General features: G+C 58.5%; 10 protein-coding genes. 4 read left to right on the top strand and 6 right to left on the bottom strand.

Going from position 1 to position 13,548, the window contains the following annotated elements; translation table 11 throughout:
- The 3 genes from secD to RBB82_RS09375 all read right to left on the bottom strand — a co-directional run bounded on the left by secD (position 1) and on the right by RBB82_RS09375 (position 2,554).
- Positions 1-1,608 carry a protein translocase subunit SecD gene (gene secD / locus RBB82_RS09365; protein ID WP_433974858.1) on the bottom strand — a complete coding sequence of 536 codons (1,608 nt, stop codon included), beginning with the start codon at positions 1,606-1,608 and terminating at the stop codon, positions 1-3.
- A gap of 155 nt (positions 1,609-1,763) precedes the next feature.
- Positions 1,764-2,075, bottom strand: coding sequence for a preprotein translocase subunit YajC (gene yajC, locus RBB82_RS09370; RefSeq protein ID WP_433974859.1), 312 nt, complete (start codon positions 2,073-2,075; stop codon positions 1,764-1,766).
- A 143-nt stretch (positions 2,076-2,218) separates the two neighbouring features.
- Entirely contained in the window at positions 2,219-2,554 is a 336-nt protein-coding gene (locus tag RBB82_RS09375; protein WP_433974860.1) for an MmcQ/YjbR family DNA-binding protein, read from the bottom strand.
- Positions 2,555-2,725: 171 nt separating this feature from the next.
- Here RBB82_RS09375 and RBB82_RS09380 point away from each other — a divergent pair, with 171 nt between their 5' ends.
- A complete protein-coding gene (locus RBB82_RS09380) occupies positions 2,726-3,235 on the top strand; it encodes a heme-degrading domain-containing protein (RefSeq protein ID WP_433974861.1) in 510 nt (169 codons plus the stop codon).
- An 85-nt stretch (positions 3,236-3,320) separates the two neighbouring features.
- Here the strand turns inward: RBB82_RS09380 and RBB82_RS09385 are convergent, their stop codons facing one another.
- Positions 3,321-4,091: a hypothetical protein gene (locus RBB82_RS09385; protein ID WP_433974862.1), complete on the bottom strand. Its 771-nt coding sequence runs from the start codon at positions 4,089-4,091 to the stop codon at positions 3,321-3,323.
- 166 nt (positions 4,092-4,257) lie between these two features.
- Between RBB82_RS09385 and RBB82_RS09390 the strand changes: the two genes are divergently transcribed.
- Entirely contained in the window at positions 4,258-5,745 is a 1,488-nt protein-coding gene (locus RBB82_RS09390) for a M20/M25/M40 family metallo-hydrolase (RefSeq protein ID WP_433974863.1), read from the top strand.
- Between the two features lie 100 nt (positions 5,746-5,845).
- Here the strand turns inward: RBB82_RS09390 and tgt are convergent, their stop codons facing one another.
- A complete protein-coding gene (gene tgt, locus RBB82_RS09395; RefSeq protein ID WP_433974864.1) occupies positions 5,846-6,982 on the bottom strand; it encodes a tRNA guanosine(34) transglycosylase Tgt in 1,137 nt (378 codons plus the stop codon).
- Positions 6,983-7,158: 176 nt separating this feature from the next.
- On the opposite strand from tgt, the gene RBB82_RS09400 reads away from it, so the two are divergent.
- Positions 7,159-8,838, top strand: a complete 1,680-nt coding sequence (locus RBB82_RS09400) for a phospholipase C (protein WP_433974865.1) — start codon at positions 7,159-7,161, stop codon at positions 8,836-8,838.
- A 108-nt stretch (positions 8,839-8,946) separates the two neighbouring features.
- Positions 8,947-10,575: a multicopper oxidase family protein gene (locus tag RBB82_RS09405; RefSeq protein WP_433974866.1), complete on the top strand. Its 1,629-nt coding sequence runs from the start codon at positions 8,947-8,949 to the stop codon at positions 10,573-10,575.
- 827 nt (positions 10,576-11,402) lie between these two features.
- Here the strand turns inward: RBB82_RS09405 and RBB82_RS09410 are convergent.
- Positions 11,403-13,460 carry a S9 family peptidase gene (locus RBB82_RS09410; RefSeq protein WP_433974867.1) on the bottom strand — a complete coding sequence of 686 codons (2,058 nt, stop codon included), beginning with the start codon at positions 13,458-13,460 and terminating at the stop codon, positions 11,403-11,405.
- Positions 13,461-13,548 lie beyond the last annotated feature (88 nt).

Here is a 13,548-nt window from a genome sequence, read left to right on the forward strand (position 1 = left end):
CTAAATGGACAGCGCCGCGCCGCGTTCTTTCTTCTGCAGAATCGTGTCGAAGATCACACGCGAGACCAGAACCGCGGTAAAGATATTGGCAAACAGACCAAAAGCCAGTGTTACGGCAAACCCGCGCACCGGTCCTGAACCAAACAGGAACAGGATCATCGCCGACACGATCGTCGTCACGTGAGTATCCACGATGGTGACCCATGCATGCGCAAAGCCTTGCTGCACTGCTGTCGCCGCCGTCTTGCCAGCCCTCAGCTCTTCACGGATGCGCTCAAAGATCAGCACATTCGAGTCCACGCCCATACCGATCGTCAAAATCACACCGGCAATACCCGGCAGCGTCAGCGTAGATCCCGTGAAGCCCATGAAGCCCAGCAAAATCACCAGGTTCAAAATCAGAGCCAGGTCAGCATTGATCCCCGCGCCGCGATAGTAGATCAGCATGAAGATCATCACCGCCAGCATGCCTGCAATCGCCGCGACAATGCCCTGGTGAATCGAAGCGGCACCCAGGCTCGGTCCGACCGTCCGCGTCTCCAGATACGAGATTGAAGCCGGCAGCGCGCCCGTTCGCAGCATCAACGAAAGATCGTTCGCCTGCTGCTGCGTAAACGCACCGGTAATCTCGCCGCTATCGCGAATCGCCGACTGAATCCCCGCAACCTCGCGCACCTTGTTATCCAGCACAATCGCCATCGAGCCCGGCGTTGCGCTCGACGCCGTATGCGCCTCGGTGTACTTGTAGAACCGGTCGCCCGCTTCCGTCGTCAGATTGAACCGGATATTCGGCCGGCCGTTCTGATCCTGTCCCGGCTGCGCATCGCGGAAGTCCGTACCTTCCACTTCGCTCACTCGCTTCAACAACCAGATCTGATCCGGCGCACCCGCAGAGCCCGACCCATGCACCAGCTCGGAGTCAGCAGGAATCACCCCGCCATTGGCCTGCATCGCAGCCTGGTCGCTCTCGTAAGGCCCACCGGTAACGGCGTGAATCGACAGCTTGGCAGTCGACTGGATGATCTCTTCCACCCGGGCCGGATCATCAACGCCCGGCAACTCCACCAGAATCTGGTTCTCACCAAGCCCGTACTTCTGAATCACCGGCTCGCTGACGCCCAGCTTGTCGATGCGCTCGCGAATCGTCTCAATCGACGTATCCAGCGTCCGCGTCTCCAGGTCCCGAATCGCGCCCAGCTTCATCGTCAGCGTCGAGTTCCCATCGGCAGTCGTCACAACGTCATAGGTCGAGTAGTCACTGCCCTGCAACACACTACGCGCATCACTTAGCTTCGCCGCCGGAATCCCCGACACCACAATCGTCTGCGGCCGCGCCGGGTCCGTCTTGCCGACGGTCGCACCGACAACTCCCGCCTTCTGCAGGTCGCCCTCCAGCCGCGCTACGTCCCGGTCCGTGGCTGAAACAATCGCCTCAGCGACGTGAACCTCCAACACCAGGTGCGTGCCGCCTTTGAGGTCAAGCCCCAGGTGAATACGATCTTTGATCGACTGCGTGAGCCCGCCATGTGGAATGCCCACGATGCCGAAACAGAAGATCACCAGTACCGCAACGATGAATGCCGATTTCCCGGCCAGATTCTTGCCCATGATCTTTATTGAAGGGTGCAGCCGCGATGCCTTGCTTCAACCTCGCCGCCGTACTCCTCGCTTCTTCCTCATCCGTTTTTAACGGTTCAATCTCAACGTGCTCGCTTCAAAATCTGATACTGCTAAAACCTGATACTTCTGTTTTGAAATCTTCTTTAGGCGGCTTGTTCGTCCGTCGTAACTGCGGCAATCGCGCTCTTGACGAACTCCAGCTTCACGCCATCCGGCTGCACGCGCAATATAACCAGATCGTCTTTCACGGTCAGCACCGTCCCACGAATACCGCCGTTCGTGGTCACACGGTCGCCGGTCTTTAACTGACCCAGCATCTCCTGCCACTTTTTCTGCTTCCTCTGGTTCGGTGCAATCATCAAAAAGTAAAGCACCACGAAAAACAGGATCGGCAGCGCGAGACTGCCCAGATTACCCAGCCCGCCCACCGCACTCTGCAACCACATCGCAAACATCAATCAAAACTCCGTTCCCTACTCAATCTCTTCCAGCCGCGGCAATCTAAAAATGCCCCGCAGAAGCGCCAGAACAGACGCAACTTCGCTTCCAGCACAAAAGAGGGCCTAGCCCCTAAGCATCGCGTAACCGAACGGCAGTGTCAAGGCGCCGTCCCCGCCGAACCCTTGGGCGCACGCCGCTTCCAGGCCATTCTCAACGCCGCCTCAAGCACATCGGCGCTCACCGCGTCCAGCCGAACCCGGGTCATCCCCATCCGTCCCCATCCACCCGGAACCGGCGAAAACACATCAGGGGAGTCCTCCACCATCCCCGCCTGCTGCTCCGGCGTCAGCATCAGCACCCCGTACCCCTCCTTTTCAAACGCAAGAGTACAAAAGATCTTTCCCCCAACCCGAAAGTCCGGATGCCCTCCATGAGCGCCCTCCGAAGCTCCCGGCAGCTTCAAAGCCATTCGCCGATACTGAGCTCCCGTCATCCGCGACCTCCCTCAAAAAAACTCCCAGAAAATCTCCAGACAGACTACGCCAAATTTATCCGACATCTCGGCCAGCCCCAATCCAGCTCAACGCAATCTCATACACTGCTTGCAACACTCATCACTCTCTGCCAAAGCGAACCACCGAAACAACGAAGGAGCCAATCCGAAATGTCCCTCTCCGAAGACCTCGCCATCATCGCCCGACAGGAAGCTGAACTCCGCTTCACCAGCTTCGACTACGACACTGCCTGGCGTCTCGGTCTCAGCCTCCGCGATCTGGCCACCACTCGCAAGCACTCCATCGTCATCGACATCCGCCGCTTTGGCGATCCCTACCAGCCCCTCTTCTACACCGCCTTCGCCGGCACAACACCCGACAACCCCCGCTGGGTCCAGCGCAAATGCAACGTGGTCTCCCGCTTTCATCGCAGCTCCTACGCCATCGGCCTCTCACTCGAGCAGACCAACCGCACCTTCAACGACCGCTACAACCTTCCCGACGCCGACTACGCAGCCCACGGCGGCTGCTTCCCCATCCACATCGCCGGAACCGGCATCATCGGCAGCGTCACCGTCTCTGGCCTCGCTCAACGGGAAGACCACAATCTAGTCGTCGAAGCCCTCTGTCTCGAACTCAAACACGACATTGCCTCACTCCGTCTTCCCAACCCTTCCTAATCAAGTTCACAAAATTGGTTGCAGTCAATTAGGCCATCATTGAGCCGACTAGCTAATGGATAACTGATGGCACAATACAGTGCATTCACTGTGGCAGTGTAAAAATACACGGGTTTATATCGGCGTTGCTGCTGCTGGCAACGATATAAACAGGATCAGTGGAATCCCACACTCCACCTGTGTCAGAGTTTGTCAAAATATATTCCCTGTCCGACACCGGGGCCGCGTTTCCGCTTCCGAAGAATCCGTTACTCGCCTCCTTTAACGTCACCTGAGGAGCATTCGCTTTGAATGACCCTGCGCACTTCAGTCGTCCAGAGAAATTTAGCCGCCTGTTTGCCGATAAAACAATCGCATAGTAATAGGTGACGATAGGAGATCCGAAACGAATAGCCGGGGGTTTGGTTTCAGTCGCCACTTGGATGGCTACAGCCCCTATCTTTGTATTGATCAAGGGATTCATTTTTCCCAATGACACTACGCAATTATTGACTGCATTTTGCTGATTCATGTTTTGCTTACGTTGCTCGTCTACTGTTTGTCGTTGATTTAAATTTGATTGTTCTAGACCTCTCATATACGCGGCTTCAATCTGAGCATTGCTCTGGCATCTGCCGTAGTCGCTGGCAATAGAGGACTTCTCCTGGGCCATAACCTGAGAATTGCGGTGTTCATCTTGCCAAGCGCCATCGCAAGCGGCTACCAAACAAATGGCTCCAGCTACCCAAAACCATTTCGCAACTACTGGCTTTTTTTTCACGGCAGAAACCGTGGCAAGAATGAAAGACGCGATGCCACTCATAAGCGCCACCAAGTGAGCGCTAACATTTCCAAGAAACAGCAAGTGATTTCCCACGTACACCTCTGCGAGTATCCAGAAGCAAATGGTCTCACCGATGGCAGTACAGAGTCGATGTAGTTACTACTCGGTAACTATTTGATTTGGTGTGATTTTTCAACCTGACCACATGCCGCAAGCTAACGCCTATCAAAGCATTTTCGCGCCGTGATACCGTACCGGGATGCGTCTTTTAACTGCTCTTTTCACCGTCGCCATCGCGACCCCGTGCGTCCTCGCTCAGACCCCCGCAACATCCACCGCAACTCCAGCCTCCGTCTCGCCTGACACCCGCGCCGCCGTCAGCAAACTCATCGGCGAAGTCATGGTCAACGGCAAAGCCTACGACTACGACCGCCACCTCGCCGACAACATCGGCCCGCGCCTCACCGGCTCCGACAACTACGTCCACGCCGTCTCCTGGGCGCAAGACGAATTCAAATCCCTAGGCCTCAAAAACATCCACACCGAATCCTTCACCATGCCCACCCTATGGGAGCCCGAGACACCCGCCGTCGGCAACATCATCGAGCCGCGCAACCAGCCGCTCCACATCTTCTCCGCCGGATGGAGTCCATCCACCCCCGCCGAAGGCATCACCGGCAAAGTCGTCTACATCTCCCAGGTACTCCCCATCGAAAAGCTGCAAGCCGCAAAAGACAAGATCACCGGCAACATCGTCCTCTTTGATAGCGCTAGCTTCGGTGAGCATCCCGCCATCGGCGATGAACTCAAGGCGATCACCCTGCTCAACACCTTCGCACCCAAAGCTGTTCTCCTCACCGGCAGCGCCAACGGCACGCAAAACGCCGACTCCATCAGCTTCAACGGGGTTATGGCTACCTTCCCCGCCGCACAGATCGGCCTCGAAGACGAGCTCCTCATCAAGCGCCTCCTCGACGAAGGCCCCGTGACGGTCCACTTTTCCTTCAAGAACCGAGTCCGCCCCGCAACCGAGGTCCAGAACGTAATCGCTGAGATCCCCGGCCGCGAAGAGCCCAACTCCATCGTCATCGTCGGCGCCCACCTTGACTCGTGGCACCCCGGGACCGGCGCACAGGACAACGGAACCGGCGTCGCCACCGTCCTCGAAGTGGCCCGCGCCGTCCAGGCTCTCGGTCGTCCGCCCCGCCGCACCATGCGCTTCATCCTCTTCGGTGGCGAAGAGCAAGGTCTCGTCGGCTCCAACTCCTACTCGAAGAAACACGCCGCCGACATGGCCTCTATCGACGCCGTCCTCATCTCAGACACCGGCGCTCAACCCTCAAAGGGCTGGTACCTCATGGGCCGCGCCGACGAAAAACAAGCCCTCACCAACATCGAACCTCTACTCGCCGGTCTCGGCTCCGACGGCACCAACGCCGACACCGAGTTCCTCTTCGAGACCGACCACGCAGGCTTTGATGTCGCCGGAGTCCCCACCCTCGTTCTCTGGAACGGCGTCGATAAGTACTTCAAGCTCCACCACCAAGCCTCCGACACCTTCGACTCCGTCGTTCAGGCCGACCTGACTCAAGGTGTAGCCACCACAGCGGCCACTGCCTACGCCATCGCAGACTCCGCCCAGCCCTTCGCCCCCCACGACACCCCCGCCGAAGTAGAAGACATGCTCAAGAAAGCCAACGAGTATGACAACTACAAAGCCCTGAAAGCAGCAGGCTTCGTCCCGTAACAAAAACACGTAGCGATAACAAAACATAGCAAACAAAAACCATTGCGGCCTGACGAAGTATCACCACCGTCAGGCCGCAAACTTCATACCCATCAAGCCACTAAACCCCAGCCTGCGCCGCAACTCCCGCCACCAACTCCCCCCGCACCCGATCCATCGTATCCAGATAAAACGCGATATTGTGCAAGCTATTCAGCACCGCACTCAACGGCTCCCCCGAAGCAAACAAGTGCCGCAGATAAGCCCGCGTATACCGCTGGCACACCATGCACCCGCACCGAGCGTCGATCGGCCCCTGATCCTCCGCATACTCCTTCTTCTTAATGTTGATGCGCCCCTCCGACGTAAACAGCAACCCATGCCGCCCCGCCCGCGTCGGCAGCACGCAGTCCATCATATCCACACCCATCCGCGCACACTCTTCAATCTCATCCGGATACCCCACCCCCATCACATATCTCGGCTTGTCCTTCGGCAGATGCTCCAGCGTCCGCGCAATCATCTCCCGCGTCACCTCCCTAGGCTCACCCACCGCCAGCCCCCCAATCGCATATCCCGGCAGGTCCATCTCAACCAGCCGCTCCGCGCTCTCTTTCCTCAGATCCGCATACATCCCACCCTGCACAATCCCAAACAGACTCTGCGTAGCTCCCCCCAGCGCCTCAAACCACGGCACCCGCTCCTTATGCAGCTCAAAGTGATCCTTCGACCGCAACGCCCAGGCATGAGTCAACCCCATCGACTCCCGCGTCCGCTCCCACGTCGCCGGAGTCTCCACGCACTCATCGAACACCATCGCAATGTCCGCCCCCAGCGCAATCTGCACATCCATCGAGTGCTCCGGCGAGAAGAAGTGCTTGCTCCCATCCAGATGCGATCGAAACTCCACACCATCCGGCGTAATCTTCCGCAACTTACTCAAACTAAAAACCTGAAACCCACCCGAGTCCGTCAGCATCGGCCGCTCCCAGCTCATAAACCGATGCACCCCACCCATCCGCCTCACCAGCTCATGCCCCGGCCGCAGATAAAGATGGTACGTATTCGCCAGAATAATCTGCGCGCCCTTCCCCCCGGCGCCGACCACCTCCAGCAGACTCTGCGGCACCGCCTTCACGCTCGCCGCCGTCCCCACCGGCATAAACACCGGCGTCTCCACCACGCCATGCGGCAGCCTCAGCCGCCCCCTGCGCCCGCCACCCTCAGCAACTTTGTCGACTTCAAACGAAAATCCCATCTCTTGAATTGTATGGCGTGTCTGTTTCGCACCTAAAACTCGACATAATCGACAGATTCATACTTCCGTAACCTCCCGTTAATTCATCTGATGTTCAACTTCAATTCACATCCGCAACGTTTTCCAAGCCCAAAATTGCACCTGCACTCATTTTCAAAACTTTTGAGGCTCAAAAAATGATTCGGAAACTCCTTGCCCTCTCGTTGTCTTCGACCCTCATCCTAAGTGGCTGCGGCCAGGGCACGCTCAGCAATCCCGCCGGCAACGGCAACTCGAACACCACTCCGCCGCCCACACCTCCGACGCCGACCACCGCTTCTGCCGCCATCAAGCACGTCGTCGTCATCTTCGGTGAGAACATCTCCTTCGACCACTACTTCGGCACCTACCCGGTCGCGGCCAACCTGCCCAGCAATAAATCACAGTTCACCGCAAAGGCTGGCACTCCCGTCCCGGTTAACCTCACCTCTGCGGGCCTGCTCTCGAACAACCCCAATCGCAACATCCTGAATCTCGCCGGAGCCACCAACCCCTTCCGTCTCGACATCGCCCAGGCTGCGACCGCCGACCAGGACCACGACTACAACCCCGAGCAGTTGGCATTCGACAACGGAAAGATGGATCTCTTCCCGCTCTCCGTCGGTACGCCGAACCCCACTACTCTCTCCCAGTCCACTGGCGCTCCCGCAATCACAGCCACAACCGGACTCACCATGGGCTACTATGACGGCAACACCGTCACCGCACTCTGGAACTACGCCCAGCGCTACGCCATCAACGACAACTCGTTCGGTACCACCTTCGGTCCCTCCACCGTTGGCGCTCTCAACCTCATCTCCGGCCAGACCAACGGGGCTATCGATACAGACAACTCAGGATCCACCATCGACGATGGACAGGGCGGATTGACAGAGATCGACGATCCCGATCCCGCCGGCGACATCTGCTCCGGATCCGGCACCATCAGCATGACCGGCAAGAACGTCGGCGATCTTCTCAACACAGGCAAAGTCACCTGGGGCTTCTTCGAGGGCGGCTTCGACCTCACCATAACCAACTCAGACGGCTCGACCGGATGCAAACGCAGCACCACCTCCGCCATCACCAAATCACCTAAGGTTGATTACATCCCCCACCACGAGCCCTTCCAGTACTACGCCAGCACCGCAAACCTGAATCACCTGCGCCCCACCTCGATCGCTGCCATCGGCACCACCGACCAGGCGAACCATCAGTACGACATGCACGACTTCACCGACGCTCTTGCCGCCGGCAACATGCCCGCAGTCAGCTTCCTCAAGGCCCCCGGCTTCCAGGACGCCCACGCCGGCTACTCTGACCCCATCGACGAGCAGACCTTCGTCGTCAACACCATCAACGCCATCCAGAATTCACAATTCTGGAGCAGCACCGCCATCATCATCGCCTACGACGACTCCGACGGCTGGTATGACCATGTCTTCAACATCGTCAACGGCTCCACGACTGCTCTGGATGCCTTCACCAGCCCCGGCGTCTGCAGCACCAGCACCGCCAACGGATCCAACGCACTCGGCGGCGTCGCCACCAACAACCCCGTCCAGGGCCGTTGCGGCTATGGTCCCCGTCTGCCACTCATGGTCATCTCGCCATGGGCTCAACCGAACTTCGTAGACCACACCGTGACCGACCAATCCTCCATCACCCAGTTCATCGAAGACACCTTCCTCTCCGGTGCTCGTATCGGTGGTGGCTCCTTCGACAAAATCGCCGGAAGCCTGAACAAGATGTTCAACTTCTCCAACGGCGCTGCTCCTCCAGCACCCAACGTCGTTATCCTCAGCCCCACCACTGGCCAGGTCACCAGCGGCAACTAACGTCACTGTTTACATAGCCGTCACATTTACTTCGTATCCTTGAAGGCACGCACTCCCCAGCGGAGTGCGTGCTTTTTTGCTAGCCTCATTAATTCCGGAGCCCGCCCGTTGTCCGATTCCAGCTCGTCCCGACGCCGCTTCCTGCAACAGACCGCCGCCCTCGGCCTCCTCTACAGCTCCCGCCACGGCTTCGCCCAAATGCAGGGCCAGATGCACGACATGCGCCAGATGTCGCCCGCCCAGAAGCCCATCCCCAACGCCCCGGACAAAAACGTCCCGATGCTGCACGTCCTTCAGCTCACCCCCTTCGTCGACGCGCTCCCCGTCCCCGAGACCATGGGCGTAGCGCATCCCGGCAAACTCCGCATCACCATGCGCGAGATACACGCCAAAATCCATCGCGACGTCCCCCCCACCCGCATGTGGAGCTACGGCCCAACGCCGCTCGCCCCCATCATCGAAGCGCGCTCCGGCCATCCCCTTGAGATCGAGTGGGTCAACAACCTTCCCACCACACACTTTCTGCCCATCGACCACAGCCTCCACGGCTGCGGCCACGACATCCCCGACGTCCGCACCACCACGCACGTCCACGGCGCTCGCGTCCCCTCCAAAGCCGACGGCTACCCCACCGACTGGTTCGTCCCCGGCAAAAGCCGCACCTGCGTCTATCCGCTCAAACAGGACGCTGCCGCCCTCTGGTATCACGACCACGCTATGGGCCTCAACCGCCTCAACACCTACGCCGGTCTCTTCGGCCTCTTCCTCGTCCGCGACGAGGCGGAAGACTCGCTCCATCTGCCCTCCGGCAAATACGAGATCCCCCTCATCCTCTACGACCGCGAACTCACCGCCGACGGCCAGCTCTTCTACCCCACCTCCGGCGACCCCGAGCACCCCTGGGTCTCCGAGTTCGAAGGCGACGGCATCTTCATCAATGGAAAGATCCGCCCCTACTTCGAAGTCGAGCCGCGCCTTTATCGCTTCCGCATCCTCAACACTGCCAACAGCCGATTCTTCAGTCTCTCGCTCGACACGCAAGAACCCATCACCCAGATCGGCAGCGACCAGGGCCTCCTCAGCGCCCCAGCCGACCTCCAGCATCTGACCCTCGCTCCAGCCGAGCGCGGCGACGTCCTCATCGACTTCAGCAGATCCGCCGGCAAAACTCTTCACCTGCGCAATGGCGCCCTCGACATCCTCCAGTTTCGCGTCGCCGCGCAAACCGCCTCACCCAATCCTTCGGTCTCCGTGCCAAAGACTCTTCGCACGATCGAGCGCATCCCCGAGTCCTCCGCCATCACCACCCGCACCATCACGCTCGACGAGTATGAGGACAAAGTCGGCAACTCCATGCTCATGCTGCTCAACCACAAGCGGTGGCACGAGCCTGTCACTGAGCGGCCAAAACTCAACACCACCGAGATCTGGGAGTTCGTCAATCTCACCGCGGACACCCACCCTCTGCACCTCCACCTGGTGCGCTTCCAACTGCTTGACCGTCGTCGCTTCGACGTCTTCAGCTACTACACCTACAAAAAGCTCCGCTACACCGCCGACGCGGTTCCCCCGGCACCTGGCGAAGCAGGCTGGAAGGACACCATCCAGTGCCCGCCCAAGACCATCACCCGAATCATCGTCCGCTTCGAAGGCTACACCGGCAACTATCTCTACCACTGCCACGTCCTCGAACACGAAGCCAACGACATGATGCGCCCCTTCGAAGTCATCGCCTGAGAGCGTGAGCCAACCCCAAAAGACCACAAATTGGCCTCAAAAACCAGCGAAAGTACCACGCCGAACCACCAAAAAGCACGGCTCTGCGACTCCAGAAGAGACGCACACACTCTCACGACTCTCCCTGACGTGAAGGGCCGTCATCCTGACCCAAGCGCAGCCGCATCCTCAAAAGTGCCGCCATCCTGACCCTGGGCGTCGCAGCCGTATCCTCAAAGGGCCGTCATCCTGAACGCAGTGAAGGACCCCCGTATTCCGTCTTTGTCTTTAGTCTTGTCTTTGTCTTTGTCTTTGTCTTTGTCTTTGTCTTTGTCTTTAGCCTGTGTCCAACTACCTAAAGAAGCGTCATCTCGACCGAAGCAACAGACAGTCTCACCGTCTGTTGCGTAGTGGAGAGACCCCCGTATTTTGCCCGTGCCGTCTCATACACCCTGCCGTTGTGCCAGCCAAAACAGCGTCCTTGATGTATTTCGTCTTTGCAATGAAGCAGGCAGATAGCTGCTTTGACTTCGCACCAACTCAAGCCACCGCAAAACCTGTCAAGCCCCAAAGCACATAAAACCCGCTCCAGCCGCGACGAATCGCGTGGCGTATGAGTTATGCCTCACCAGCTAAAATAGAAGCAGGTCATTGAAAACAGAGTCGATGAAGTTGGACTGACGAGTAGCAACATCAGCCCAACGGATCATAGACGCTATCTGACTGAAAGCAAGTATTTTAGCCACAAGTCATTTATTTTGAGTATTTTGCAGGAACGCCATCCCGCAAAACCATTCATAATAAATGACTTACGCGCAAAATACCCCACCCCCGGGGGGAGGGGGTAGCTACTCCGCCTTCACGACTGGCGCAGCAGGCTTGGTAACGGGCATCCCGAGGTATTTGTCGTACCAGTCAAACCAACGCTGGTACCTGTCCCGAACAAAACTCGGCCGCGTGAATCCATGGAACTGCCCCGGATACACCACCAGCTCCGCCGTCGTCCCAACGCTCTTCAGCGCCTGGTACATCTGCTCGCCACCCACCAGCGTCACGTTGAAGTCCTTATCGCCGCCCATAAACAAAGTCGGCGTCACGATCTTGTCCGCATGCAAAAACGGATAGGACAGCTTTAGATACGGCTCGATGTTCTTCCACGGCGGCTGCAGTTCATTGTCATACTGCAAAATGTATTGATCGACCCCGTACATCCCCAGCAGATTCGCAGTCCCCGCGCCGCTCGAAGCCGCCTTGAACCGCGTCGTGGAAGCAATCGTGTAGTCGGTCAAAATCCCGCCATAGCTCCACCCGCCAACACCCATGCGCTCCGCGTCGATCTTCCCTGACGCCACAGCACCATCGACCGCCGCCAGAAGGTCCTTGACCTCTTTATCGCCCCAGTCCGCATTGATCGCGAAGCTGTAGTCATGCCCTCGCCCCGTGCTCCCGCGATAGTTCACCTGCAACACCGCAAACCCATGCGCCGCGAGCAACTGCCGATCCGGTGCAAACCGGTGCGAGTCCTGCGACGTCGGGCCGCCGTGAATCCACAACAGCATCGGCGCCTTGGTCCCCGCCGTATACCCAAATGGCATCGTCAACAGGCTATGCACTTCGTTCCCGTCCTCCGCCTTCGCCGACAGATCCTCCGCCGGAGCCAGCGCTAACTGCGCCATCAGAGCATCATTATGCCCGGTCAGCTTCCTCAGCGCCTTGCTACCCGATGGGCCATCAAACGCATAGATCTCCGGAGCCGCCAAATCGGTAGTCCACACCACCGCCACATGCCCATCCGCAGCCGAGATCGTATTCACCGATCCCTTCTCCGCCGTCAGCCGCGTCACATCCTTACCGTTGAACGGCACTTCCGCCAGATACTCCACGCGATCCTCAGCGATCGTCGTCAACAACGCCTTCCCGCCAGGAGCGAACACCGGAGCACTCGTCAGCATCTCTGCCGTAGCCGTCAGCACCTCCGGCGCCCCACCAGTCGCCGGCACGACAGCCAGCCGCTCCATGTCATAGATCGAATACCGCGGCGAAACCCCCTGCCGATACGCAATCAACGAGCTATCCGGGCTCCACGCCAGCGGCCCCCCATCCACCCCACTGAAGCTGGTCAGTTTTTTCGGAACCGAGTTCCCCTTCGCCTCCACAACAAACACATCCGAGTTATTCGACCGATCAGGATCAGGCGCCTCCTGATTGCTCACAAACGCGATAAGCTTTCCATCAGGCGACCACTCCGCCTGCCGCTCCTCAAACTTGTCTTCAGTCTTGTCATCCCCGATCACTCGCGTCAGCTTCTTCGTCGCAATCTCAAACAGAAAAAGATGCTCACGCTTGTCCGACAGATACCCCTGAATATCCTGCTTGAAGTGATAGCGATCGATCACGATCGGCTTCGGCGGGGTTGGCTTCGCACCCTTCTCCGGCTCAGGCTCCTCCTTTGCCCGTAGCGTCAGCAGCATCTGCTTCGAGTCAGGCGACCATCGATAGTCCTCGATGTCTTCCTTCACCTCGGTCAGCTGATTCGCCTCACCGCCACGCCGATCGAGCAGCCACACCTGCGAACCCTTCGCCTTACCCGGCCGCGACGAAGTAAACGCAAGCCACTTACCATCCGGACTCCAGCGCGGCGACGACGCGCCCTCAGTCCCATACGTCAGTTGCACGTCCTGCTTCCCGTCCCAGCTCACCATCCACAAGTCGGAGACGCTCTTATCCTCGCCCACATCCACCGTCGAGGTTGTATAAGCAATCCACCCCCCATCCGGAGAGACCTGCGGACCACCGACATTCACCAGTTTCGCCAGGTCGTCGATCACCATCGCTCGCTTCTGACCAAATCCAGCAACGGTTAAAACGCACAAAGGCAGCAGACAGAGTCCGGCACGGTGCAACATGTGATATCTCATGAGAGGCAGTCTAGCAGAGCACTTAACCCGCCGAAATATCCAAGAACTCTCCATAAAACTCACGTAGACTAGCCGT

This window comes from Tunturiibacter lichenicola (assembly GCF_051013355.1).
GTDB classification, from domain to species: Bacteria; Acidobacteriota; Terriglobia; order Terriglobales; family Acidobacteriaceae; genus Edaphobacter; species Edaphobacter lichenicola_F.

Bases quoted from the DNA above. Each gene is read 5' to 3' on its own strand.
- RBB82_RS09410 (WP_433974867.1), bottom strand. From the start codon at position 13,460: ATGTTGCACCGTGCCGGACTCTGTCTGCTGCCTTTGTGCGTTTTAACC.
- tgt (WP_433974864.1), bottom strand. From the start codon at position 6,982: ATGGGATTTTCGTTTGAAGTCGACAAAGTTGCTGAGGGTGGCGGGCGC.
- RBB82_RS09400 (WP_433974865.1), top strand. From the start codon at position 7,159: ATGATTCGGAAACTCCTTGCCCTCTCGTTGTCTTCGACCCTCATCCTA.
- yajC (WP_433974859.1), bottom strand. From the start codon at position 2,075: ATGTTTGCGATGTGGTTGCAGAGTGCGGTGGGCGGGCTGGGTAATCTG.
- secD (WP_433974858.1), bottom strand. From the start codon at position 1,608: ATGGGCAAGAATCTGGCCGGGAAATCGGCATTCATCGTTGCGGTACTG.
- RBB82_RS09380 (WP_433974861.1), top strand. From the start codon at position 2,726: ATGTCCCTCTCCGAAGACCTCGCCATCATCGCCCGACAGGAAGCTGAA.
- RBB82_RS09390 (WP_433974863.1), top strand. From the start codon at position 4,258: ATGCGTCTTTTAACTGCTCTTTTCACCGTCGCCATCGCGACCCCGTGC.
- RBB82_RS09375 (WP_433974860.1), bottom strand. From the start codon at position 2,554: ATGACGGGAGCTCAGTATCGGCGAATGGCTTTGAAGCTGCCGGGAGCT.